Origin of the sequence: Pseudomonas sp. RIT411, from assembly GCF_003057735.2 — a bacterium.
GTDB classification, from domain to species: domain Bacteria; phylum Pseudomonadota; class Gammaproteobacteria; order Pseudomonadales; family Pseudomonadaceae; genus Chryseomonas; species Chryseomonas oryzihabitans.
The window spans coordinates 38108-59648 of record NZ_QBIZ02000023.1 but is presented as its reverse complement, the minus strand read 5'-3'; the positions used below and the strand labels follow the sequence as shown (position 1 = coordinate 59648).

General features: G+C 63.9%; 21 protein-coding genes and 2 tRNA genes. 20 read left to right on the top strand and 3 right to left on the bottom strand.

The window, feature by feature from the left end; translation table 11 throughout:
- Positions 1 to 8: 8 nt before the first annotated feature.
- Both DBY63_RS22365 and DBY63_RS22360 read left to right on the top strand, forming a co-directional pair.
- Positions 9 to 443, top strand: coding sequence for a type II toxin-antitoxin system RatA family toxin (locus DBY63_RS22365; RefSeq protein ID WP_027599125.1), 435 nt, complete (start codon positions 9 to 11; stop codon positions 441 to 443).
- Complete coding sequence (locus DBY63_RS22360) at positions 436 to 741, top strand: RnfH family protein (protein WP_108582854.1); 306 nt, start codon at positions 436 to 438, stop codon at positions 739 to 741. The genes DBY63_RS22365 and DBY63_RS22360 overlap by 8 nt, the downstream gene beginning before the upstream one ends.
- Positions 742 to 748: 7 nt before the next feature.
- On the opposite strand, the gene DBY63_RS22355 is transcribed toward DBY63_RS22360, so the two are convergent.
- A complete protein-coding gene (locus DBY63_RS22355; protein ID WP_058792634.1) occupies positions 749 to 1285 on the bottom strand; it encodes an outer membrane protein assembly factor BamE in 537 nt (178 codons plus the stop codon).
- Between the two features lie 94 nt (positions 1286 to 1379).
- Between DBY63_RS22355 and fur the strand changes: the two genes are divergently transcribed.
- A complete protein-coding gene (gene fur, locus DBY63_RS22350) occupies positions 1380 to 1784 on the top strand; it encodes a ferric iron uptake transcriptional regulator (protein ID WP_007162667.1) in 405 nt (134 codons plus the stop codon).
- 63 nt (positions 1785 to 1847) lie between these two features.
- On the opposite strand, the gene recN is transcribed toward fur, so the two are convergent.
- Complete coding sequence (gene recN, locus DBY63_RS22345) at positions 1848 to 3515, bottom strand: DNA repair protein RecN (RefSeq protein ID WP_007162666.1); 1668 nt, start codon at positions 3513 to 3515, stop codon at positions 1848 to 1850.
- Between the two features lie 166 nt (positions 3516 to 3681).
- On the opposite strand from recN, the gene grpE reads away from it, so the two are divergent.
- The 9 genes from grpE (at position 3682) to DBY63_RS22300 (ending at position 14511) form a co-directional block, all read left to right on the top strand.
- A complete protein-coding gene (gene grpE / locus DBY63_RS22340; protein ID WP_007162665.1) occupies positions 3682 to 4245 on the top strand; it encodes a nucleotide exchange factor GrpE in 564 nt (187 codons plus the stop codon).
- Positions 4246 to 4338: 93 nt separating this feature from the next.
- Positions 4339 to 6267, top strand: coding sequence for a molecular chaperone DnaK (dnaK, locus tag DBY63_RS22335; protein ID WP_007162664.1), 1929 nt, complete (start codon positions 4339 to 4341; stop codon positions 6265 to 6267).
- A 112-nt stretch (positions 6268 to 6379) separates the two neighbouring features.
- Complete coding sequence (gene dnaJ, locus DBY63_RS22330; RefSeq protein WP_007162663.1) at positions 6380 to 7513, top strand: molecular chaperone DnaJ; 1134 nt, start codon at positions 6380 to 6382, stop codon at positions 7511 to 7513.
- A gap of 54 nt (positions 7514 to 7567) precedes the next feature.
- Positions 7568 to 8374: a 4-hydroxy-tetrahydrodipicolinate reductase gene (gene dapB, locus DBY63_RS22325; protein WP_007162662.1), complete on the top strand. Its 807-nt coding sequence runs from the start codon at positions 7568 to 7570 to the stop codon at positions 8372 to 8374.
- A gap of 176 nt (positions 8375 to 8550) precedes the next feature.
- Positions 8551 to 9687, top strand: coding sequence for a glutamine-hydrolyzing carbamoyl-phosphate synthase small subunit (gene carA / locus DBY63_RS22320; RefSeq protein ID WP_027599122.1), 1137 nt, complete (start codon positions 8551 to 8553; stop codon positions 9685 to 9687).
- Positions 9688 to 9711: 24 nt separating this feature from the next.
- Entirely contained in the window at positions 9712 to 10365 is a 654-nt protein-coding gene (leuE, locus tag DBY63_RS22315) for a leucine efflux protein LeuE (RefSeq protein ID WP_169855098.1), read from the top strand.
- A gap of 21 nt (positions 10366 to 10386) precedes the next feature.
- On the top strand, positions 10387 to 13608 hold the full coding sequence (gene carB, locus DBY63_RS22310) for a carbamoyl-phosphate synthase large subunit (protein ID WP_108582852.1): 3222 nt from the start codon (positions 10387 to 10389) through the stop codon (positions 13606 to 13608).
- Entirely contained in the window at positions 13605 to 14081 is a 477-nt protein-coding gene (gene greA, locus DBY63_RS22305) for a transcription elongation factor GreA (RefSeq protein ID WP_007162658.1), read from the top strand. Before carB ends, greA begins: the two co-directional genes overlap by 4 nt.
- Positions 14059 to 14511, top strand: a complete 453-nt coding sequence (locus DBY63_RS22300) for a hypothetical protein (RefSeq protein WP_108582851.1) — start codon at positions 14059 to 14061, stop codon at positions 14509 to 14511. The genes greA and DBY63_RS22300 overlap by 23 nt, the downstream gene beginning before the upstream one ends.
- Here DBY63_RS22300 and yhbY read toward each other — a convergent pair.
- A complete protein-coding gene (gene yhbY / locus DBY63_RS22295) occupies positions 14499 to 14810 on the bottom strand; it encodes a ribosome assembly RNA-binding protein YhbY (protein WP_017640628.1) in 312 nt (103 codons plus the stop codon). The genes DBY63_RS22300 and yhbY overlap by 13 nt on opposite strands.
- Positions 14811 to 15358: 548 nt before the next feature.
- On the opposite strand from yhbY, the gene ftsH reads away from it, so the two are divergent.
- The 8 genes from ftsH to rimP all read left to right on the top strand — a co-directional run bounded on the left by ftsH (position 15359) and on the right by rimP (position 21538).
- Positions 15359 to 17275, top strand: a complete 1917-nt coding sequence (gene ftsH / locus DBY63_RS22290; RefSeq protein ID WP_027599119.1) for an ATP-dependent zinc metalloprotease FtsH — start codon at positions 15359 to 15361, stop codon at positions 17273 to 17275.
- A 7-nt stretch (positions 17276 to 17282) separates the two neighbouring features.
- A complete protein-coding gene (gene folP, locus DBY63_RS22285) occupies positions 17283 to 18146 on the top strand; it encodes a dihydropteroate synthase (protein WP_108582850.1) in 864 nt (287 codons plus the stop codon).
- Entirely contained in the window at positions 18146 to 19483 is a 1338-nt protein-coding gene (gene glmM / locus DBY63_RS22280) for a phosphoglucosamine mutase (protein ID WP_007162653.1), read from the top strand. Before folP ends, glmM begins: the two co-directional genes overlap by 1 nt.
- 66 nt (positions 19484 to 19549) lie before the next feature.
- Positions 19550 to 20308 (top strand): triose-phosphate isomerase, encoded by a 759-nt coding sequence (gene tpiA, locus DBY63_RS22275; RefSeq protein ID WP_108582849.1) that lies wholly within the window; start codon positions 19550 to 19552, stop codon positions 20306 to 20308.
- Positions 20308 to 20688: a preprotein translocase subunit SecG gene (gene secG, locus DBY63_RS22270; RefSeq protein WP_027601368.1), complete on the top strand. Its 381-nt coding sequence runs from the start codon at positions 20308 to 20310 to the stop codon at positions 20686 to 20688. Before tpiA ends, secG begins: the two co-directional genes overlap by 1 nt.
- 16 nt (positions 20689 to 20704) lie before the next feature.
- Positions 20705 to 20790, top strand: a tRNA-Leu gene (locus DBY63_RS22265).
- Positions 20791 to 20875: 85 nt separating this feature from the next.
- A tRNA-Met gene (locus tag DBY63_RS22260) sits at positions 20876 to 20952 on the top strand.
- A 127-nt stretch (positions 20953 to 21079) separates the two neighbouring features.
- A complete protein-coding gene (gene rimP / locus DBY63_RS22255; protein WP_007162650.1) occupies positions 21080 to 21538 on the top strand; it encodes a ribosome maturation factor RimP in 459 nt (152 codons plus the stop codon).
- Positions 21539 to 21541 lie beyond the last annotated feature (3 nt).

Here is a 21541-nt window from a genome sequence, read left to right as displayed (position 1 = left end):
AGGTTCCGATGAGCACGCACATCCAACGTTCGGCGTTGCTGCCCTATCCTGCTTCAGCACTCTATGCGCTGGTTAATGACGTGGACCGTTATCCGGAGTTCCTGCCGTGGTGCTCGTCCGCCCAGATCCTGGAGCAGGACGAAGGCCTGATGCGCGCGGGTCTCACCGTGGCCAAGGGTGGTCTCAGCCAGCAGTTCACGACCCGCAACACCCTGGTGCCGGACGAGTCCATCACCATGGATCTGGAAAAGGGTCCCTTCAAGCAGCTGCATGGCGTCTGGACGTTCAAGGCGCTGGGCGACAAGGCCTGCAAGATTTCCCTGGATCTGTCCTTCGAATACGACAGCGCCATCGTCCGCGCGACCTTGGGCCCGTTGTTCAATCAGGCGGCCAATACCATGGTGGATGCCTTCTGCCAGCGTGCTCGAGCCCTCTATGGCTGAGTGTCTCGCCATCGAGGTGGCGCTGGCGTTGCCGGAGCGGCAATGGCTGTTGAGTCTGCAGCTCGAAGAGGGCGCCACGGTCGAGCAGGCGGTGCGGGCGTCGGGGCTGCTCGAGCAGTTGCCACCCGAACAGCGCGAAGCCTTCCGGGTCGGCATCTTTGGCAAGCTGGTAGCCAAGCCGAACGAGCGCAGGCTGATGGCGGGTGACCGGGTGGAGATCTATCGCCCGCTGCTTGCGGACCCCAAGGAAAGTCGCAAGCGGCGCGCGGAAAAGGCCAAGTCCAGGACTGGCCTCTAGCCAGGGATCACTGTCCGTCGGTGCGGATGCGATCGGGCGTCGGCACGGCGGCCGGACGGGCGCTGTCGATCTCTTTCTGGATGTTGTCTTCGGTCGAGCCGGGTACGGCTGGCGCTTCCGGTACGGCAGCGGGTGCCGAGGGTTGCGCCGGGGCGGTGGGATCCACGGTGGTGCCGCTGTCGGTACCCATGATCTGCTGTTCGCGGCTGGTGCCGGGCATGAAGTCGCCGGCCAGGCCGCTCAGTTGATTGTCGCCGTTGAACACCAGGCTGACACGCTCCTGCTTACGCTGACCGCCGGCGGCTTGCAGGCTGTACAGATAGTCCCAGCGATTGGGATGGAAGGTGTCTTGGATCAGCGGCGAACCCATGATAAACCGGACTTGTTGTCGGGTCATTCCGGGGCGCAACTGGTCTATCATGTCCTGGGTGACGACGTTGCCCTGTTGGATGTCGATCTTGTAAACCCCCGGCAGAGAGCAGCCGGCGAGCATGGCTAGGCCCATCAGAGAGAGCCCGGTCAGCGTTTGCTTGAGGTTTTGCATCGGTGGGAGACTTCCACTATCTTGCTGGGCAACGAAGCACCGATCATACCCGTATTCCCGAGGGCTGCGAAAGCACTCGGCACCGAGAAAGAGCATGGTAGAGAACAACGAACTCCGCAAAGCGGGTCTGAAAGTGACCCTGCCGCGCGTCAAGATATTGCAGATGCTGGACACCACCGAGCAGCGCCACATGAGCGCCGAAGACGTTTACAAGGCGCTCATGGAAGCGGGCGAGGATGTGGGACTGGCAACGGTCTATCGGGTCCTCACCCAGTTCGAAGCGGCCGGTCTGGTGGTGCGCCACAATTTCGACGGCGGCCATGCCGTGTTCGAGTTGGCCGACACCGGCCACCATGATCACATGGTGGATGTGGATACCGGCGAAGTCATCGAGTTCACCGATGCCTCGATCGAAAAGCGTCAGCGCGAGATCGTCGAAGAGCATGGTTTCGAACTGGTCGATCACAACCTGGTGCTGTACATCCGCCAGCGCAAGTGAAGACCCGGACATGAAAAAGGCGACCTTCGAGTCGCCTTTTTCATGTCCGGTGGCTGCCTGCGTCTAGCGGCTCACCACCAGCTTGCGAGCGTGGGCCAGGGATTCACGGGTCAGGTCGACACCACCCAGCATGCGCGCCACCTCTTCCACGCGCCGTGCGCGGTCGAGCTTGGCCACCGCGGTACGCGTCTCGTCGGTGCCGCGCTCCTTGTGTACGAACAGGTGTTGATGACCCTGGGCCGCCACCTGGGGCAGGTGGGTCACCGTCAGCACCTGGCCCCGCTCACCCAGTTGCCGCAGCAGCTGGCCGACCACCTCGGCGGTGGGGCCGCCGATACCGACGTCCACCTCGTCGAACACCAGGGTGGGTGTGCGCGAGGTCTGGGCGGTGATGACCTGGATGGCCAGGCTGATACGCGACAGTTCACCGCCGGAGGCAACCTTGGCCAGCGGGCGCAGGGGCTGGCCCGGGTTGGCGCTGACGCGGAATTCGACGCCTTCGTTGCCCAGCGGCTGGGGTTCGCCGGTACTGCCTGGCGTGAGGGTGATGCTGAAGCGGCCACCCGGCATGCCCAGGCGCTGCATCTCGGTCTCGACCGCGGCCGCGAGTTCCGGCGCCCGTTGTTCGCGCAGACGACTCAGTTCGCCGGCCTTCTCTTGGTAGTGGCGCTCGAAGGCTGTCAGTTCTTCCTGCAGGCGCTCCAGGGCGACGTCGTCGGCGTCCAGGGATTGCAGTTCGTTGCGCAGCTGTTCGTGCAGCTCCAGCAGGGCCTCGGGCTGGACCCGATGCTTGCGGGCAAGGCTGTAGACGCTGTCCAGACGCTCCTGCACTGCCTGCTGGCGCTCCGGGTCGGCTTCGAAATGATCGACGAAGCGATTGAGTTCGTTCATCGCCTCCTCGATCTGGATCTGGGCGGAGGCGAGCAGGTTGCTGGCCTCCTGGATCTGCGCCGGCGGGCGGTCGAAGGCGGTCAGGCGCGCCACGCTGGCATTGAGCGCCGACAGGGCATTGCCCTGCTCGTTTTCGGTACAGAGGTCCATGGCCTGGCGGCAGGCCAGCAGGATGTGCTCGGCGCTCGCCAGATCGCTCTGCTCCTGTTCCAGGGCCTGCAACTCGCCCTCGGCCAGGGCGAGGTTGTCGAGTTCTTCGAGCTGGTAGCTGAGCAACTGATGGCGGGCGCGTTGCTCGTCGCCGTTGCGGGTCAGGCGTTCCAGGGTCTGGCGCACCTGGCGCCAGCGCTGGGCCGCGAGCTGCACCTGGCGGACCAGCTCGCCCGCGCCGGCGTATTCGTCCAGCAGGCGGCGATGGGTGTCGAGGCCGAGCAATGACTGGTGCTCGTGCTGGCTGTGGATATCGATCAGCAGGCCGCCGAGGGTCTTGAGATCGGCCAGCGGGCAGGGCGAGCCATTGATATAGCCGCGCGAGCGCCCTTCGCGGGTGATGACGCGGCGCAGCAGGCAGGGGCCGTCCTGCTCCAGGTCGCGCTCGGCGAGCCACTGGCGCGCTTCGGGGATATCGGTGGTGTCGAAGCTGGCCAGGACATCGGCCTTGTCCGCGCCGGGTCTGACCGCATCGCTGTCGGCGCGATCGCCCAGGGTTAGGCCGAGGGCGTCCAGCATGATGGACTTGCCGGCGCCGGTTTCACCCGTGATCACGGTCATGCCGCGCTCGAGGTCGAGGTCGAGGTGTTCGACGATGGCGTAATTGCGGACGGACAGATGCACCAGCATGCGACGATCTCCGAAGGCGGTTTTCTGGTTGTTTATACAGTGCCTCTCGGGCACTGGCAATCCATACAGCTCTTGAAGCGCCGGCCGGCGGCCCCATATAGGCGCCATCGATCAAGGCGATGTCCATTAGAGGGCGCGCCCACCGGCAATATCACAGGAGGACTCCATGGCCGACGAACAGAACTCCCAGACCCCCGAGCACGAAGCCGCCCAGGGCGACGTCCAGCACGAGGATCTCGCCGCCCGCGTCGCCACGCTCGAAGAGCAGCTCGCCGCGGCCCAGGACCAGTCGCTGCGCAGCGTCGCCGAACTGCAGAACGTGCGTCGTCGCGCCGAGCAGGATGTGGAGAAGGCGCACAAGTTCGCCCTGGAAAAATTCGCTGGCGACCTGCTGCCGGTGCTCGACAGCCTGGAGCGTGGCCTGGAACTGTCCAACGCCACCGACGAGACCTTGAAGCCCATGCGCGAAGGCATGGAGCTGACCCTGAAGATGCTGCAGGACACCCTCAAGCGCTATCAGGTCGAGGCCGTCGATCCCCACGGCGCGCCCTTCAATCCGGAACACCACCAGGCCATGGCCATGGAGGAGAGCGCTACCGCCGAGCCGGGCAGCGTCCTCAAGGTGTTTCAAAAGGGCTATCTGCTCAATGGTCGCCTGCTGCGGCCGGCGATGGTGGTAGTCAGCAAGGCACCTGCAGCGCAGCAGCCGAGCATCGACGAAAAGGCTTGAAATTCTTTCGCTCGGCCCCATCTGGTAGGCAAGCGAACATCAAAGGCCCCCTGAGCGGGCCGCGCGGAATCTGAGATTTCTGGAGAAGACTACATGGGCAAGATCATCGGTATCGACCTGGGGACCACCAACTCCTGCGTCGCGATCCTCGAAAACGGCAACGTCAAGGTACTGGAAAACGCCGAAGGCACCCGTACCACGCCGTCCATCATCGCCTACACCAACGACGGCGAGACCCTGGTTGGCCAGCCGGCCAAGCGCCAGGCGGTGACCAATCCGCAGAACACCCTGTACGCGGTCAAGCGTCTGATCGGCCGGCGTTATGAAGAAAACGTCGTGCAGAAAGACATCCAGATGGTCCCCTACAAGATCGTCAAGGCGGACAACGGTGACGCCTGGGTCGAGGCCAAGGGCCAGAAGATGGCGCCGCCGCAGGTGTCTGCCGAAGTCCTGAAGAAGATGAAGAAGACCGCCGAGGACTACCTGGGCGAAGCCGTGACCGAAGCGGTCATCACCGTCCCGGCCTACTTCAACGACAGCCAGCGCCAGGCCACCAAGGATGCCGGTCGCATCGCCGGTCTGGACGTCAAGCGCATCATCAACGAGCCCACCGCGGCTGCCCTGGCCTATGGCCTGGACAAGGCCAAGGGCGACCATACCGTGATCGTCTATGACCTGGGCGGCGGTACCTTCGACGTCTCGGTCATCGAGATCGCCGAGGTCGACGGTGAGCATCAGTTCGAGGTGCTGGCCACCAATGGCGACACCTTCCTGGGCGGCGAAGACTTCGACATCCGCCTGATCGACTACCTCGTCGAGGAATTCAAGAAAGAAAGCGGCATGAACCTCAAGGGTGACCCGCTGGCCATGCAGCGCCTGAAGGAGGCTGCGGAAAAAGCCAAGATCGAGCTGTCCTCGGCTACCCAGACCGACGTCAACCTGCCCTACATCACCGCCGATGCCAGCGGTCCCAAGCACCTGAACGTCAAGGTCTCCCGCGCCAAGCTGGAGTCCCTGGTGGAAGAGCTGGTCGAGCGCACCATCGAGCCGTGCCGTACTGCCCTGAAGGACTCCGGCCTGGACGTCTCCGACATCCACGAGGTCATCCTGGTGGGCGGTCAGACCCGCATGCCCCTGGTGCAGAAGCGCGTGGCCGACTTCTTCGGCAAGGAAGCGCGCAAGGACGTCAACCCGGACGAAGCCGTCGCCATCGGTGCCGCCATCCAGGGCGCCGTGCTGGCCGGTGACGTCAAGGACGTGCTGCTGCTGGACGTCACCCCGCTGACCCTGGGCATCGAGACCATGGGTGGCGTGATGACCGCGCTGATCGAGAAGAACACCACCATCCCGACCAAGAAGTCGCAGGTGTTCTCCACCGCCGACGACAATCAGGGCGCCGTGACCATCCACGTGCTGCAGGGCGAGCGCAAGCAGGCCGCGCAGAACAAGTCGCTGGGCAAGTTCGACCTGGCCGAGATCCCGCCGGCGCCGCGTGGCGTACCGCAGATCGAGGTGACCTTCGACATCGACGCCAACGGTATCCTCAACGTGTCCGCCAAGGACAAGGCCACCGGCAAGCAGCAGTCCATCGTCATCAAGGCGTCCTCCGGTCTGTCCGAGGAAGAGATTCAGCAGATGGTGCGTGACGCCGAGGCCAATGCCGACGAGGATCGCAAGTTCGAAGAGCTGGCCGCGGCCCGCAACCAGGGCGATGCCCTGGTGCACGGTACCCGCAAGATGCTGACCGAGGCGGGCGACAAGGCCACCGCGGAAGAGAAGAGCACCATCGAGAAGGCCATTGGCGAACTGGAAACCGCCGTACGCGGTGACGACAAGGACGCCATCGAAGCCAAGATGAATGCCCTGTCCCAGGCCTCCGCGCCGCTGGCCCAGAAGCTCTATTCCGAGCAGGGCGCTGGCGCCGGTGCCGAAGGCGCATCGGCCAAGGCGGACGGTGATGCCAAGAAGCCCGGCGACGACGTGGTCGATGCCGAGTTCGAGGAAGTGAAGGACAACAAGTAAGCCCCGTGCTTACCGCACCTGGCGGGCTTCGGCCCGTCGGATCCGCCACGCGGGAGCCTGCTCCCGCGTTGGCGTGTCTGGAGGGTGAGAAAATTTAAGGTGCAGAAAGTCTATGGCCAAACGTGATTACTATGAGGTGCTCGGGGTCGAGCGCGGCGCCAGCGAAGCCGAGCTCAAGAAGGCCTACCGACGCCTGGCGATGAAATACCACCCGGATCGCAATCCGGGGGACGCGGCTGCCGAAGAGCAGTTCAAGGAGGCCGCCGAGGCCTACGAAGTGCTGTCCGATGCGGGCAAGCGCTCGGCCTACGACCAGTACGGCCATGCTGGCGTCGATCCGAGCATGGGCGGCGGCGGTTTCGGTGGCGCGGCGGGTGGCGCGAGCTTCTCCGACATCTTCGGCGACGTCTTCAGCGACTTCTTCGGTGGGCGCGGTGGCGCCGGTGGACGCGGCGGCCCGCAGCGCGGTGCCGACCTGCGCTACACCCTGGACCTGGATCTGGAAGAGGCGGTGCGTGGGACCACGGTCACCATTCGCGTGCCCACCCTGGTCGAGTGCAAGGTCTGCGATGGCAATGGCGCCAAGCCGGGTACCTCGGCGTCCACCTGCCCCACCTGCGGTGGCATCGGCCAGGTGCGCATGCAGCAGGGCTTCTTCTCGGTCCAGCAGACCTGCCCGCGCTGCCACGGCAGCGGCAAGATCATTCCCGAGCCCTGCAACGCCTGTCATGGTCAGGGGCGCGTGGAAGAGCAGAAGACCCTGTCGGTCAAGGTGCCCGCGGGCGTCGACACCGGCGACCGCATCCGCCTGACCGGCGAAGGCGAGGCTGGAACCTTGGGTGGCCCCAGCGGCGACCTCTATGTCGTGGTCAATGTGCGCGAGCACTCGATCTTCCAGCGCGACGGCAAGCACCTCTATTGCGAGGTGCCGATCAACTTCACCGACGCCGCCCTGGGTGGCGAACTGGAAGTGCCGACCCTGGATGGCCGCGTCAAGCTGAAGATTCCCGAGGGCACCCAGACCGGCAAGATGTTCCGCCTGCGCGGCAAGGGCGTGACGCCTGTGCGCGGTGGCGGCGCCGGCGACCTGATGTGCAAGGTGGTGGTGGAGACTCCGGTCAACCTGAGCCGGCGCCAGCGCGAGCTGCTCGAGGAGTTCCGTAACACCCTGCAGAGCGACAGCTCCCATTCGCCCCGGGCCAGTGGCTGGTTCGACGGCATGAAGCGCTTCTTCGACGACCTCTAAACCGGCAGGGGCGCCGTCGCGAGGCGGCGCCCGGCCAGCAGCCTGGAGCTGATGATGCGACGTATAGCTGTAATGGGCGCCGCGGGGCGCATGGGCAAGACCCTGATCGAAGCGGTCCAGCAGACCCAGGGCGCTGCCGGTCTCACCGCCGCGGTGGATCGCCCGGAAAGCAGTCTGGTAGGTGCCGACGCCGGCGAACTCGCCGGTATCGGCCGTAACGGAGTGATGCTGTCGGGCGATCTGGCGCGGGTGCTGGATGATTTCGATGTGCTCATCGACTTCACCCATCCCAACGTGACCCTGCAGAATCTGGCGCTCTGCCGCAAGGCCAGGAAGGCCATGGTGATCGGCACCACCGGCTTCACCGCCGAGCAGAAGCTGACCCTGCTGGAAGCGAGCAAGGAAATTCCCATCGTCTTCGCCGCCAACTTCAGCGTCGGCGTCAATCTCTGCCTCAAGCTGCTCGACACCGCCGCCCGCGTGCTGGGTGACGAGGTCGACATCGAGATCATCGAGGCGCACCACAGGCACAAGGTCGATGCGCCTTCGGGGACCGCCCTGCGCATGGGCGAGGTCGTTGCCCAGGCGCTGGGTCGTGACCTTGAAGAAGTGGCCGTCTATGGCCGCGAGGGCCAGACCGGTGCCCGCGACCGCCAGACCATCGGCTTCGCCACCGTACGCGCTGGCGACGTGGTGGGCGATCACACGGTGCTGTTCGCCAGCGAAGGCGAGCGGGTCGAGATCACCCACAAGGCCTCCAGCCGCATGACCTTCGCCAAGGGCGCGGTGCGCGCGGCCCTCTGGCTCAAGGACAAACAGCCGGCGCTATATGACATGCAGGACGTGCTGGAGTTGCGCTGATCCCCTTGCGGGGGTGCCAGCCGTGATCAATTCGTGTACAATGCAGCTTTAGTGTATCCACTAAAAGCTAGCGCAGAATGAAATCACAACATTAAAACGGGATGACTCTTCGAGATGTCATCCCGTTTTTTTGCACCCTGCGTTTGCCCGCCAAGGCTTGATTTTCGGAGGTCTTCTTGACTAAGCCAGCCATACTCGCACTTGCCGATGGCAGCATCTTTCGCGGTGAATCCATCGGTGCCGACGGCCACACGGTCGGCGAAGTGGTGTTCAACACCGCCATGACCGGCTACCAGGAAATCCTGACCGATCCTTCCTATGCGAAGCAGATCGTCACCCTGACCTATCCGCACATCGGCAACACCGGCACCACGCCGCAGGATGGCGAGGCCGCCCAGGTGTGGGCCGCCGGGCTGATCATCCGCGACCTGCCGCTGCTGGCCAGCAACTGGCGCAACAAGCAGTCGCTGCCGGACTATCTCAAGGAGAACGGCACCATCGCCATCGCCGGTATCGACACGCGTCGACTGACCCGCATCCTCCGCGAGAAGGGCGCTCAGGATGGCTGCATCCTTACCGGCGAAGACGCCACCGAGGAGCGCGCCCTGGAACTGGCCCGCGCCTTCCCCGGCCTCAAGGGCATGGACCTGGCCAAGGAAGTCAGCGTCAAGGAGCGCTACGAGTGGCGCTCCGGCGTCTGGTCGCTGGAAACCGACAGCCACGCCGAGATCCCGGCCGAGCAGCTGCCCTATCACGTGGTGGCCTTCGACTATGGCGTCAAGCTGAACATCCTGCGCATGCTGGTGGCCCGCGGCTGCCGCATTACCGTGCTGCCGGCCCAGACCCCGGCCAGCGAAGCCCTGGCGCTGCAACCCGATGGCATCTTCCTAGCCAATGGCCCGGGCGATCCCGAACCTTGCGACTACGCCATCAAGGCGATCCAGGACGTCCTCGAAACCGAGATTCCGGTGTTCGGCATCTGCCTGGGCCACCAGTTGCTGGCCCTGGCTTCCGGCGCCAAGACGGTGAAGATGCCCAACGGTCACCACGGCGCCAACCATCCGGTGCAGGATCTCGACAGCGGCGTGGTGATGATCACCAGCCAGAACCACGGTTTCGCCGTGGACGAGGCCAGCCTGCCGGCCAATGTGCGGGCCACCCACAAGTCGCTGTTCGATGGCACCCTGCAGGGCATCGAGCGTACCGACAAGGTCGCCTTCAGCTTCCAGGGTCACCCCGAGGCGAGCCCTGGCCCGCACGACGTGGCGCCGCTGTTCGACAAGTTCATCCAGGCCATGGCGGCACGCCGCTAAGACGGGAGGAGGGTAGCGCTCATGCTGGCGAATCTGGGTGTCATCGACTTCTGGACCTATGTGGTCGGGACCCTGTTCGTCATCCTGTTGCCCGGCCCCAATTCCTTCTTCGTGCTGGCCACCAGTGCCCAGCGCGGCATTCGCAGCGGTTACCAGGCGGCCTCGGCCGTGTTCCTCGGTGACGCCGTGCTGATGCTGCTCTCGGCGCTGGGCGTCGCCTCGCTGCTCAAGGCCGAACCGCTGTTCTTCCAGATCCTCAAGTATCTGGGCGCGGCGTACCTGTTCTACCTCGGCTGGGGCATGTTGCGCGGCGGACTCAAGTCCTGGCGCAGCCCGGCCCAGGGCCAGGCCGAGGCGACCCTGCGCGAAGACGTCCACCAGCCGTTCCGCAAGGCGCTGCTGCTGAGCCTGTCGAACCCGAAGGCGATCCTGTTCTTCGTTTCCTTCTTCATCCAGTTCGTGGACCCCGGTTATGCCCATCCGGCGCTGTCCTTCCTGGTGCTGGGCGCGGTACTGGAAGCGATCAGCTTCTGCTACCTGTCGTTCCTGATTTTCTGCGGCGTTCACCTGGCGGCTTGGTTCCGTCAGCGGCGTCGCCTCAGCGCGGGCGCCACCGGTGGCGTCGGCGCCCTGTTCGTGGGGTTCGGTGTGAAGCTGGCCACCGCAACCCTGACCTGATTACCTGCATTCGAGAAGCCCATGCCTAAGCGTACAGACATCAAGAGCATCCTGATCCTCGGGGCCGGCCCCATCGTCATCGGCCAGGCCTGCGAGTTCGACTATTCCGGCGCCCAGGCCTGCAAGGCCCTGCGCGAGGAAGGCTTCCGCGTCATCCTGGTGAACTCCAATCCGGCCACCATCATGACCGACCCGTCGATGGCCGACGCCACCTACATCGAGCCGATCAAGTGGGCCACCGTGGCCAAGATCATCGAGAAGGAGCGCCCCGACGCCCTGCTGCCGACCATGGGCGGCCAGACCGCGCTTAACTGCGCCCTGGATCTGGAGCGGCATGGCGTGCTGGCGAAATTCGGTGTCGAGATGATCGGCGCCAACGCCGACACCATCGACAAGGCCGAGGATCGTTCGCGCTTCGACAAGGCCATGAAGGACATTGGCCTCGCCTGCCCGGTCTCGGGTATCGCCCACAGCATGGAAGAAGCCTACGGCGTGCTGGAGAAGGTCGGCTTCCCCTGCATCATCCGGCCGAGCTTCACCATGGGCGGCACCGGTGGCGGCATCGCCTACAACCGCGAGGAATTCGAGGAAATCTGCACCCGTGGTCTGGATCTGTCGCCGACCAACGAACTGCTGATCGACGAATCCCTGATCGGCTGGAAGGAATACGAGATGGAGGTGGTCCGCGACAAGAAGGACAACTGCATCATCGTCTGCTCCATCGAGAACTTCGATCCCATGGGCGTGCACACCGGTGACTCCATCACCGTGGCTCCGGCCCAGACGCTGACCGACAAGGAATACCAGATCATGCGCAACGCCTCCCTGGCGGTGCTGCGCGAGATCGGGGTCGAGACCGGCGGCTCCAACGTCCAGTTCGGCATCTGCCCCAACACCGGGCGCATGGTAGTGATCGAGATGAACCCGCGGGTATCGCGTTCCTCGGCACTGGCCTCCAAGGCCACCGGCTTCCCCATCGCCAAGATCGCCGCCAAGCTGGCGGTCGGCTATACCCTGGACGAGCTGCAGAACGACATCACCGGCGGTCGTACCCCGGCGTCCTTCGAGCCGGCCATCGACTACGTGGTCACCAAGATCCCGCGCTTCGCCTTCGAGAAATTCCCCAAGGCCGATGCCCGTCTGACCACCCAGATGAAATCCGTGGGCGAGGTCATGTCCATCGGCCGTACCTTCCAGGAATCCCTGCAGAAAGCCCTGCGTGGCCTGGAAGTCGGCGTGGTCGGCTTCGATCCCAAGCTGGATCCGGCCGATCCCGAAGCCGACGGCACCCTCAAGCGCGAGCTGACCGTGCCGGGCGCCGATCGCATCTGGTACATCGGCGACGCCTTCCGCCAGGGCTACAGCCTGGACAAGGTCTTCGAGCTGACCCGCATCGATCCCTGGTTCCTGGTGCAGATCGAAGACCTGATCAAGGACGAGGAGCGCATCAAGACCCTGGGTCTGGCCGACCTCGACTACGAGCTGATGCGCAAGCTCAAGCGCAAGGGCTTCTCCGATGCGCGCCTGGCCAAGCTGCTCGGCGTCACCGAGAAGAACCTGCGGGCCCATCGCCACAAGCTCAAGGTGCTGCCGGTGTACAAGCGGGTGGACACCTGTGCCGCCGAGTTCGCCACCGATACCGCCTACCTCTACTCCACCTACGAGGAAGAGTGCGAGGCCAAGCCCAGCGGTCGCGACAAGATCATGATCCTCGGTGGCGGTCCCAACCGGATCGGCCAGGGCATCGAGTTCGACTACTGCTGCGTGCACGCGGCCCTGGCCATGCGTGAAGATGGCTACGAGACCATCATGGTCAACTGCAACCCGGAAACCGTCTCCACCGACTACGACACCTCCGACCGCCTGTTCTTCGAGCCGGTGACCCTGGAAGACGTACTGGAGATCGTCCGCGTCGAGCAGCCCAAGGGCGTCATCGTCCAGTACGGCGGCCAGACCCCGCTCAAGCTCTGCCGTGCCCTGGAAGAGGCCGGTGTGCCCATCATCGGCACCAGCCCCGACGCCATCGACCGCGCCGAAGACCGCGAACGCTTCCAGCAGATGGTGCAGCGCCTGAACCTGCGTCAGCCGGCCAACGCCACCGCGCGCAGCGAAGACGAGGCTCTGGCCCTGTCCAAGAACATCGGCTATCCGATGGTGGTCCGTCCCTCCTACGTGCTGGGCGGCCGGGCGATGGAGATCGTCTACCAGGAAGAAGAACTCAAGCGCTACATGCGCGAAGCGGTGAAGGTGTCCAACGACAGCCCCGTGCTGCTCGACCACTTCCTCAACTGCGCCATCGAGGTGGACGTGGATGCGGTATGCGACGGCCAGACCGTGGTGATCGGCGCCATCATGCAGCACATCGAACAGGCCGGCGTGCACTCCGGTGACTCCGCCTGCTCGCTGCCGCCCTATTCGCTGCCCAAGCACATCCAGGACGAGATCCGCGAGCAGGTCAAGAAGATGGCCCTGGAGCTCGGCGTGATCGGTCTGATGAACGTGCAGATGGCCGTGCAGGGCGAAGACATCTACGTCATCGAGGTCAACCCGCGCGCCTCCCGTACCGTGCCCTTCGTCTCCAAGTGCATCGGCGAGTCCCTGGCCAAGGTGGCCGCCCGGGTCATGGCCGGCAAGACCCTGGCCGAGGTGGGCTTCACCCAGGAGATCATCCCGCCGTTCTTCAGCGTCAAGGAAGCGGTCTTCCCCTTCAACAAGTTCCCCGGCGTCGACCCCATCCTCGGCCCGGAGATGAAGTCCACCGGCGAGGTGATGGGTGTCGGCGACAGCTTCGGCGAAGCCTTCGCCAAGGCCCAGCTGGGTGCCAACGAGATCCTGCCGAACTCCGGTTGCGCCTTCATCAGCGTGCGTGACGACGACAAGCCCGAAGCCGTGCAGGTCGCCCGCGATCTGGTCGGTCTGGGCTTCGAGGTCGTCGCCACCGCCGGTACCGCGCGGGTGATCGAGGCGGCCGGTCTGCCGGTGCGTCGCGTGAACAAGGTGACCGAAGGCCGTCCCCATGTGGTCGACATGATCAAGAACGACGAGGTCACTCTGATCATCAACACCACCGAAGGCCGGCAGTCCATCGCCGATTCCTACTCGATCCGCCGCAACGCGCTGCAGCACAAGCTGTGCTGCACCACCACCATTGCCGGCGGCCAGGCCATTTGCGAAGCTTTGAAATTCGGCGCCGAGAAGACCGTGCGCCGGCTGCAAGATCTGCATGCAGGAGTTAAGGCATGACCAAGTACCCCATGACCGTCCAGGGCGCCCGTGCCCTGGAAGACGAGCTCAAGCACCTCAAGACCGAGCTGCGCCCGCAGATCACCCAGGCCATCGCCGAAGCGCGTGAGCTGGGTGACCTCAAGGAGAACGCCGAGTACCACGCCGCCCGCGAACAGCAGGGCATGGTCGAGGCGCGGATCCGCGATATCGAAGGGCGCCTGCAGAACGCCCAGGTAATCGACGTGACCGCCCTGCCGCACACCGGCAAGGTGATCTTCGGTACCACAGTGGAGATCGCCAATACCGAGACCGACGAGACCGTGACCTACCAGATCGTCGGTGACGACGAGGCGGACATCAAGCAGGGCAAGCTGTCGGTGGGTTCGCCCATCGCCCGCGCCCTGATCGGCAAGGAAGAGGGGGACGTGGTGCTGGTGAAGACCCCGGGTGGCGATGTCGAATACGAAATTGTCGCCGTCCGTCACGTCTGATCGTCGCGCCGGAGGCTGGCTCGCCAGGCTGCTCGCAGCAGCCTGGCAGCTGGCCCAGGTGTTCTGGGTCGGCCCGCTGGTCGCCCTGCACCTGTGCATCCCCGTGGCGCTCGCCCAGGCGGGCTGGGCACCGCTGCTGATCCAGTCCGGGCGTGAAGAGTTGCTGCGCATGATGCTCAGCGCCGCAGGCGGTGGGGTCTTTACCCAGATCGTGGTGCTGGTGTGGTGGGCCGGCGTGGGCGCCCTGTGGCGCGATCTGCGCGGCCAGCTGCTGCTCGCCAGTGCCCTGGCTGTGCTGCTGCAGAACGAACTGGCGCGCTTCTGGACCGGGCCGACCGCCCTGGCCGGCTACCTGGTCCTGCTGCTCTGCGGTCTGATCCTGGTGCTGCAGCCCGTTCCCGGGCGTGCGCCGGGCAATCAGACGGTATAGCGCACCACGTTGGAGAGATTGCGATTCTGCTCGCGCGCCTTGCGGTAGATCAGCGCCATCTTGCCGATGACCTGTACCAGCTCCGCCTTGCTCGACGCGCACAGCTCGTCGATCAGGGCCCGGCGGTCTTCCCGCTCCGTGACGGCCAGCTTGATCTTGATCAGTTCATGATCGTTGAGCGCGCGGTCGAGTTCGCCCAGCACGCCTTCGCTCAGGCCGTTCTCGCTGATGGTGACCACCGGCTTGAGTTGATGACCGATCGCCTTGAACCGCTTTTTAAGCTCGTTGTTGAGCGCCATAATTCACCCCGGATAAAAGCCGGACAGTTTATCCCAGCTGCCACGTGCCGCCCAGCGATACGCGAAAACTTACCAGCGCGCCAGGCTTGCCCGCGCGCCCGGCAACGCCTGCGGTGTCGGCTCAAGGAACACCGCGACGACCCTTCGGTCAAGTCGGTGCGCCAGGAAGGTCTCGGCGCGAGCGTCGGCAGGCCTTGTTATTTTCCACTGGGCCCCCATATGAGCGAGCTGAGTGCGATGGATCGATCCAGGGGCCTGCGGGACGAAGATGGCGTGAGTCCTTCGAGCAGGGCTCTGGCGCCGCCTTCCGCGTCGCGGGACCAGATCGCGCCAGCAATATCTATTGGGTCGCGGTTTTAGGGGCAATTGAGAGAATTGATGGCCGCAACGTCTGCCTTGCCCTAGAGTCAAAGGTAGAAGACTCATATAGCGTTACAGACGATGTCTGCCGTGGGCCAGGCTTTGTGTAGTAACTTACCGGTCACTGCCGGTTTCGCTTCGAACGGTTTACCCACGAAACCGGCGCAGAGGGTAGTCAATTGAACGACATGGCAAAGAATCTGATCCTGTGGCTGATCATCGCCGCGGTGCTCGTCACCGTGATGAACAACTTCTCCAGCCCCAACGAACCTCAGACGCTCAACTACTCCGACTTCATCCAGCAGGTGAAGGACGGGCAGATCGAGAGCGTGACCGTGGATGGCTATGTCATCACCGGCAAGCATCGTGATGGCGATCCTTTCAAGACCATCCGTCCGGCGATCCAGGACAATGGCCTGATCGGCGACTTGGTCAACAATAGCGTCACCATCACCGGCAAGCAGCCCGAGCAGCAGAGCATCTGGACTCAGTTGCTGGTGGCCAGCTTCCCGATCCTGGTGATCATCGCCGTCTTCATGTTCTTCATGCGCCAGATGCAGGGAGGCGCCGGCGGTCGCGGCGGTCCCATGAGCTTTGGCAAGAGCAAGGCGCGACTGCTGTCGGAAGACCAGGTCAAGACCACCTTCGCCGATGTCGCCGGTTGCGACGAAGCCAAGGAAGAAGTCACCGAGCTGGTCGAATTCCTCCGTGATCCAGGCAAGTTCCAACGCCTGGGTGGTCGTATTCCCCGTGGCGTGCTGATGGTCGGCTCGCCGGGTACCGGCAAGACGCTGCTGGCCAAGGCCGTGGCCGGTGAGGCCAAGGTGCCGTTCTTCACCATTTCCGGTTCGGACTTCGTCGAAATGTTCGTCGGTGTCGGTGCCAGCCGCGTACGTGACATGTTCGACCAGGCCAAGAAGCACGCGCCCTGCATCATCTTCATCGACGAGATCGATGCGGTCGGTCGCCACCGTGGCAACGGCATGGGCGGTGGTCACGACGAGCGCGAGCAGACCCTGAACCAGCTGCTGGTCGAGATGGATGGCTTCGAGATGAACGATGGCATCATCGTCATCGCTGCTACCAACCGTCCTGATGTGCTCGACCCGGCCCTGCTGCGTCCCGGCCGCTTCGATCGCCAGGTGGTGGTCGGTCTCCCGGACATCCGCGGTCGCGAACAGATCCTCAAGGTGCACATGCGCAAGGTGCCGGTCGGCGAGCGCGTGGACGCCGGCGTCATCGCCCGCGGTACCCCGGGTTTCTCCGGTGCCGATCTGGCCAACCTGGTCAACGAGGCTTCGCTGTTCGCCGCCCGTGCCAACAAGCGCATCGTCGACATGCGCGAGTTCGAGCTGGCCAAGGACAAGATCATGATGGGCGCTGAGCGCAAGACCATGGTCATGTCCGAGAAGGAGAAGCGCAACACCGCCTACCACGAAGCGGGTCACGCCATCGTCGGTCGCCTGGTGCCGGAGCACGATCCGGTCTACAAGGTCTCCATCATTCCCCGTGGTCGCGCTCTGGGCGTGACCATGTTCCTCCCCGAGGAGGATCGCTACAGCCTGTCCAAGCGTGCGCTGGAAAGCCAGATCTGCTCGCTGTTCGGCGGCCGTATCGCCGAGGAAATGACCCTGGGCTTCGAGGGGGTGACCACCGGTGCCTCCAACGACATCATGCGCGCGACCTCTCTGGCGCGGAACATGGTCACCAAGTGGGGCCTGTCCGAGAAACTCGGCCCGCTGCTGTATGGCGAGGAAGAGAATGAAGGCTATCTGGGTCGTTCGGGTGGTGGCGGCGCCGGCAATATGTCGGGCGAGACCGCCAAGCAGATCGACCTGGAAATTCGCCGGATCATCGACGACTGCTATGGCACGGCCAAGCGTCTGCTGGACGAGAACCGCGACAAGCTCGAACTCATGGCCGATGCCCTGATGAAGTACGAGACCATCGATTCTGATCAGATCGACGACATCATGGCCGGCAAGGTCCCGCGTGAGCCGCGTGATTGGCATGACCGTGGCGGTCCTACCGGTGACGCTCCGGCGCCGCAGAGTGGTAGCGATCGTCCGGAAACCCCCATCGGTGGTCCGGCCGGAGAACACTGAAACACCCATGTTCAATCCGCTTCCTTCGACCCGATTGCCTTGCGGCAATCGGGTTCTTGTTTTTGACGCGCCCAAAGTCATGGGCATCCTCAACGTCACTCCCGACTCCTTTTCCGATGGTGGTCGCTATACGGCGGTCGAGAGCGCCCTGCGCCATGCCGAGGGGATGGTGGCGGCGGGTGCGGCCATCATCGATGTCGGGGGCGAGTCCACGCGCCCGGGGGCGCCCGCGGTATCCGAAGCGGAAGAACTCGATCGGGTCGTGCCGGTGATCGAGGCGATCGCCCGCGAGCTCGATGTCGTGATTTCCATGGATACCTCCACGCCCGCGGTCATGCGCGAAGGCGCCAGGGCGGGTGCCGGTCTGATCAATGACGTGCGCTCGCTGCGTCGGCCCGGCGCCCTCGAGACGGCGGCCGCGACCGATCTGGCGATCTGCCTGATGCACATGCGCGGCGAGCCCGGCACCATGCAGCAGGCGCCCGTCTATGCTGATGTCGCAGGCGAGGTAGGCGCCTTTCTCGCCGAGCAGGTGGCCCGCTGCGAAGCGGTCGGCATCTCCCGTCAGCGGCTGGTGCTGGATCCAGGCTATGGCTTCGCCAAGACCCTCGAGCACAACCTCGAACTGTTCAGGCGACAGGCCGAGTTGCTCGCGTTTGGGCTACCCTTGCTGGTGGGTGTCTCGCGCAAGAGCATGATCGGCGCGGTCACCGGGCGGCCCGTGGAAGGTCGTCTGGCGGGCGGTCTGGCCCTGGCGGCGCTGGCACTGGCCAAGGGCGCGCAGATCCTCAGGGTCCATGATGTGGCGGAAACGGTGGACGTGGTGAAGATGATCACCGCAGTCGAAGGCTTCAGGCAGGAACAGAACTGATGGCAAGAAAGTATTTTGGAACCGATGGCATTCGCGGCAAGGTCGGGACGTATCCCATCACCCCGGATTTCATGCTCAAGCTGGGCTGGGCGGCCGGTATCGCCTTTCGCAGCCGCGGTGGTTGCCGGGTGCTGGTCGGCAAGGACACCCGCAACTCGGGCTACATGTTCGAATCGGCACTGGAAGCCGGGCTGTCCGCCGCCGGCGCCGACGTCATGCTGCTCGGTCCCATGCCCACGCCGGGGATCGCCTACCTGACGCGGACCTTCCAGGCCAGCGCCGGCATCGTCATCAGTGCGTCGCACAATCCCTATTACGACAATGGCATCAAGTTCTTTTCCGGCGCCGGCACCAAGCTGCCCGATGAACTCGAGACCATGATCGAGGAACTGCTCGATACACCCATGACCGTGGTCGACTCGGCGCGTATCGGCAAGGTCTCGCGCATCAATGATGCCGCCGGGCGCTACATTGAGTTCTGCAAGAGCAGCGTGCCCACCGGGACCAGCTTCGCCGGCATGAAGATCGTGCTGGATTGCGCCAATGGCGCTACCTACAAGATCGCGCCCAGCGTCTTCCGCGAACTGGGGGCGGACGTCAGCGTGCTGGGCGTGCAGCCGGACGGGCTCAACATCAACAAGGATTGCGGCTCCACTCACCTGGAAGGGCTGCAGCAGGCAGTGCTCGACCAGCATGCCGACATTGGCATCGCCTTCGATGGCGACGGCGACCGGGTGCTGATGGTGGATCACACCGGGGCGGCGGTAGATGGCGACGAGCTCCTCTATCTGATCGCTCGCGACCTCAAGCGCCGCGGCCGCCTCGAGGGTGGGGTGGTAGGTACCCTGATGAGCAATCTCGGACTCGAGCTGGGCCTGGCCGAGCTGGATATTCCCTTCGTGCGCGCCAAGGTCGGGGATCGCTATGTGATGGCCGAACTGCTGGAGCGCAACTGGGTGCTGGGGGGCGAGAATTCCGGGCACGTGGTCTGCTGCCAGTACACCACCACCGGAGACGCCACCATCGCCGCGCTGCAGGTGCTGATCGCCCTGCGCAATGCCGGCCAGACCCTGGCCCAGGCGCGCATGGCGCTGCGCAAGTGCCCGCAGGTGCTGATCAACGTGAGATTCGGTGGCGGCCAGGATCCCCTGGAGCATCCACGGGTCAAGCAGGCCAGTGCCGAGGTGACCGAGAAGATGGCCGGCAAGGGACGGGTGCTGCTGCGCAAATCCGGGACCGAGCCGCTGTTGCGGGTCATGGTCGAGGGCGAGAACGAACGAGAGGTGCGGGCCCATGCGGAAGCCCTCGCTCAGTTGATAACCGAGGTATGTGCTTGATTTGCTTGCATGCCTGTTTTCGATTGAGTAACATCTGCGCCCACTTCGCTCCCTGAGGTAAAACGCATGCGTCGTTCCCTGGTTGCCGGTAACTGGAAAATGCATGGCTCGCTGCAAGGCGTGTCGGCGCTGGTCGCAGGCTTGAAAGGGTTGGATGGCGCAGCGGGTGTCGATATCGTGGTGATTCCGACATTGGTGCATCTGTCAGGGGTGGCTGAAGCGTTGGCGGAAACGTCGCTGATGGTGGGAGCTCAGACCTGTGCTCCCGTCGCGGGCGAGAAGGCTCTGACTGGCGAGGTGTCCTCGACCCAGTTGGCAGAATTCGGTTGCCGCTACGTACTGGTGGGGCACTCCGAGCGACGTGCGCTGCTGGGCGAGGATGATGTGGTGGTGGCGAAGAAATTCGCGGCCATTCAGGAGGGCGGGATGATTCCCGTGCTCTGCGTCGGCGAAACCCGTGAAGAGCGGGAGGCCGAGCGCACTCTGGACGTGGTGGGTGGCCAGCTGAAGGCGGTCATCGATGCGGTTGGAGTGGCAGCGTTCGCCAATGCCGTCGTGGCCTACGAGCCGGTCTGGGCGATAGGTACGGGGCTCACGGCGACGCCGGAGCAGGCGCAAGAGGTTCATGCGGCGATTCGCGCCCTGGTGCGCGAGGCCGATGCTGGGGTCGCTGAAGGCCTTCAGTTGTTGTATGGCGGCAGTGTCAAGGCCGCCAACGCTGCCGAATTGTTCGGCATGCCGGATATCGATGGGGGGCTGGTAGGTGGAGCCTCCCTGAATGCTGAAGAGTTCAGTGCGATTTGCCGCGCTGCAGGACGTGGATAATGTTGGAAACTGCAGTTGTCGTGATCCACTTGCTGATGGCGCTTGGCCTGATCGTGCTGGTATTGATGCAGCAGGGCAAGGGTGCCGAAGCCGGTGCATCCTTTGGTGCGGGCGCCTCGGGTACCGTATTCGGTAGCCAAGGTTCTGCTACCTTTCTGAGTCGCTTTACTGCTATACTAGCCGCGGTTTTTTTCGCGACTAGCCTGGGTCTGGCGTACTTCGCCAAGAACCATGCGCTGAGTCTGCGCGAAGTGGGTCTGCCCACTCAGCCGGTCCAGCAGGCTCCTCAGCCGAAGCAGGATGGTAACGATGTTCCCCTGAGTCAGCCTAGCGCTGCCCAGGGTGGTACTTCCGGGGACGTGCCCCAGGAGTCCAAGTAGGTTTCAAAGGTTTCATGCCGAAGTGGTGGAATTGGTAGACACGCTATCTTGAGGGGGTAGTGGCCACAGGCTGTATGGGTTCGAGTCCCATCTTCGGCACCAAATAGCAAAGACGTCCTGCAGGACGCGGCGAGAGAGTAGGTTGACTCCTAGAGTTCAGTTGAATATAATCTCGCTCCAGCTTTGACGCGGGGTGGAGCAGTCTGGTAGCTCGTCGGGCTCATAACCCGAAGGTCGTTGGTTCAAATCCAGCCCCCGCAACCAGTTTTTTAAAGCCCCTTTATAGGGGCTTTTTGTTGGCTGGACAGTTCGGGTCGCGCTTTCTTGCGCAGACCTCTTAGGGATGGGCGTAATGCCCATTTTTTATTCTCAAAAAACGCGAGGCAACCAGGTGTCGAGCAAGCTAGAACAGTTGCAGGCCTTGCTGGCCCCCGTCGTCGAGGCGCTTGGCTATGTCTGCTGGGGTGTCGAGTACATCTCCCAAGGGCGGCATTCGCTACTGCGTGTCTATATCGATCATCCCAACGGCATTCTCGTCGAAGATTGCGAGGCCGTCAGTCGCCAGGTAAGTGGCGTACTCGATGTGGAAGATCCCATCACCAATGAATACACCCTCGAGGTGTCTTCCCCCGGTATGGATAGACCGCTGTTCACGCTGGAGCAATTCGCTGCCCACGCCGGTGAACAGGTCAAGGTCAAACTTCGGTCGCCCTTCGAAGGGCGACGTAATTTCCAGGGTTTGCTGCGCGGTGTGGAAGACCAGGACGTCGTGGTGCAGGTGGACGAGCATGAGTATCTGCTGCCCATCGAGATGATCGACAAGGCCAACGTCGTTCCCCGTTTCGAGTGATTT

What these genes read in the sequence shown, in the direction of transcription:
- yhbY (WP_017640628.1), bottom strand. Translation starts at nt 14,810, where the DNA reads ATGGCGCTCAACAACGAGCTTAAAAAGCGGTTCAAGGCGATCGGTCAT.
- greA (WP_007162658.1), top strand. Translation starts at nt 13,605, where the DNA reads ATGACCAAGTACCCCATGACCGTCCAGGGCGCCCGTGCCCTGGAAGAC.
- grpE (WP_007162665.1), top strand. Translation starts at nt 3,682, where the DNA reads ATGGCCGACGAACAGAACTCCCAGACCCCCGAGCACGAAGCCGCCCAG.
- fur (WP_007162667.1), top strand. Translation starts at nt 1,380, where the DNA reads ATGGTAGAGAACAACGAACTCCGCAAAGCGGGTCTGAAAGTGACCCTG.
- folP (WP_108582850.1), top strand. Translation starts at nt 17,283, where the DNA reads ATGTTCAATCCGCTTCCTTCGACCCGATTGCCTTGCGGCAATCGGGTT.
- dapB (WP_007162662.1), top strand. Translation starts at nt 7,568, where the DNA reads ATGCGACGTATAGCTGTAATGGGCGCCGCGGGGCGCATGGGCAAGACC.
- secG (WP_027601368.1), top strand. Translation starts at nt 20,308, where the DNA reads ATGTTGGAAACTGCAGTTGTCGTGATCCACTTGCTGATGGCGCTTGGC.
- DBY63_RS22355 (WP_058792634.1), bottom strand. Translation starts at nt 1,285, where the DNA reads ATGCAAAACCTCAAGCAAACGCTGACCGGGCTCTCTCTGATGGGCCTA.
- DBY63_RS22360 (WP_108582854.1), top strand. Translation starts at nt 436, where the DNA reads ATGGCTGAGTGTCTCGCCATCGAGGTGGCGCTGGCGTTGCCGGAGCGG.
- carB (WP_108582852.1), top strand. Translation starts at nt 10,387, where the DNA reads ATGCCTAAGCGTACAGACATCAAGAGCATCCTGATCCTCGGGGCCGGC.
- dnaK (WP_007162664.1), top strand. Translation starts at nt 4,339, where the DNA reads ATGGGCAAGATCATCGGTATCGACCTGGGGACCACCAACTCCTGCGTC.
- recN (WP_007162666.1), bottom strand. Translation starts at nt 3,515, where the DNA reads ATGCTGGTGCATCTGTCCGTCCGCAATTACGCCATCGTCGAACACCTC.
- glmM (WP_007162653.1), top strand. Translation starts at nt 18,146, where the DNA reads ATGGCAAGAAAGTATTTTGGAACCGATGGCATTCGCGGCAAGGTCGGG.
- dnaJ (WP_007162663.1), top strand. Translation starts at nt 6,380, where the DNA reads ATGGCCAAACGTGATTACTATGAGGTGCTCGGGGTCGAGCGCGGCGCC.
- ftsH (WP_027599119.1), top strand. Translation starts at nt 15,359, where the DNA reads ATGGCAAAGAATCTGATCCTGTGGCTGATCATCGCCGCGGTGCTCGTC.
- tpiA (WP_108582849.1), top strand. Translation starts at nt 19,550, where the DNA reads ATGCGTCGTTCCCTGGTTGCCGGTAACTGGAAAATGCATGGCTCGCTG.
- DBY63_RS22365 (WP_027599125.1), top strand. Translation starts at nt 9, where the DNA reads ATGAGCACGCACATCCAACGTTCGGCGTTGCTGCCCTATCCTGCTTCA.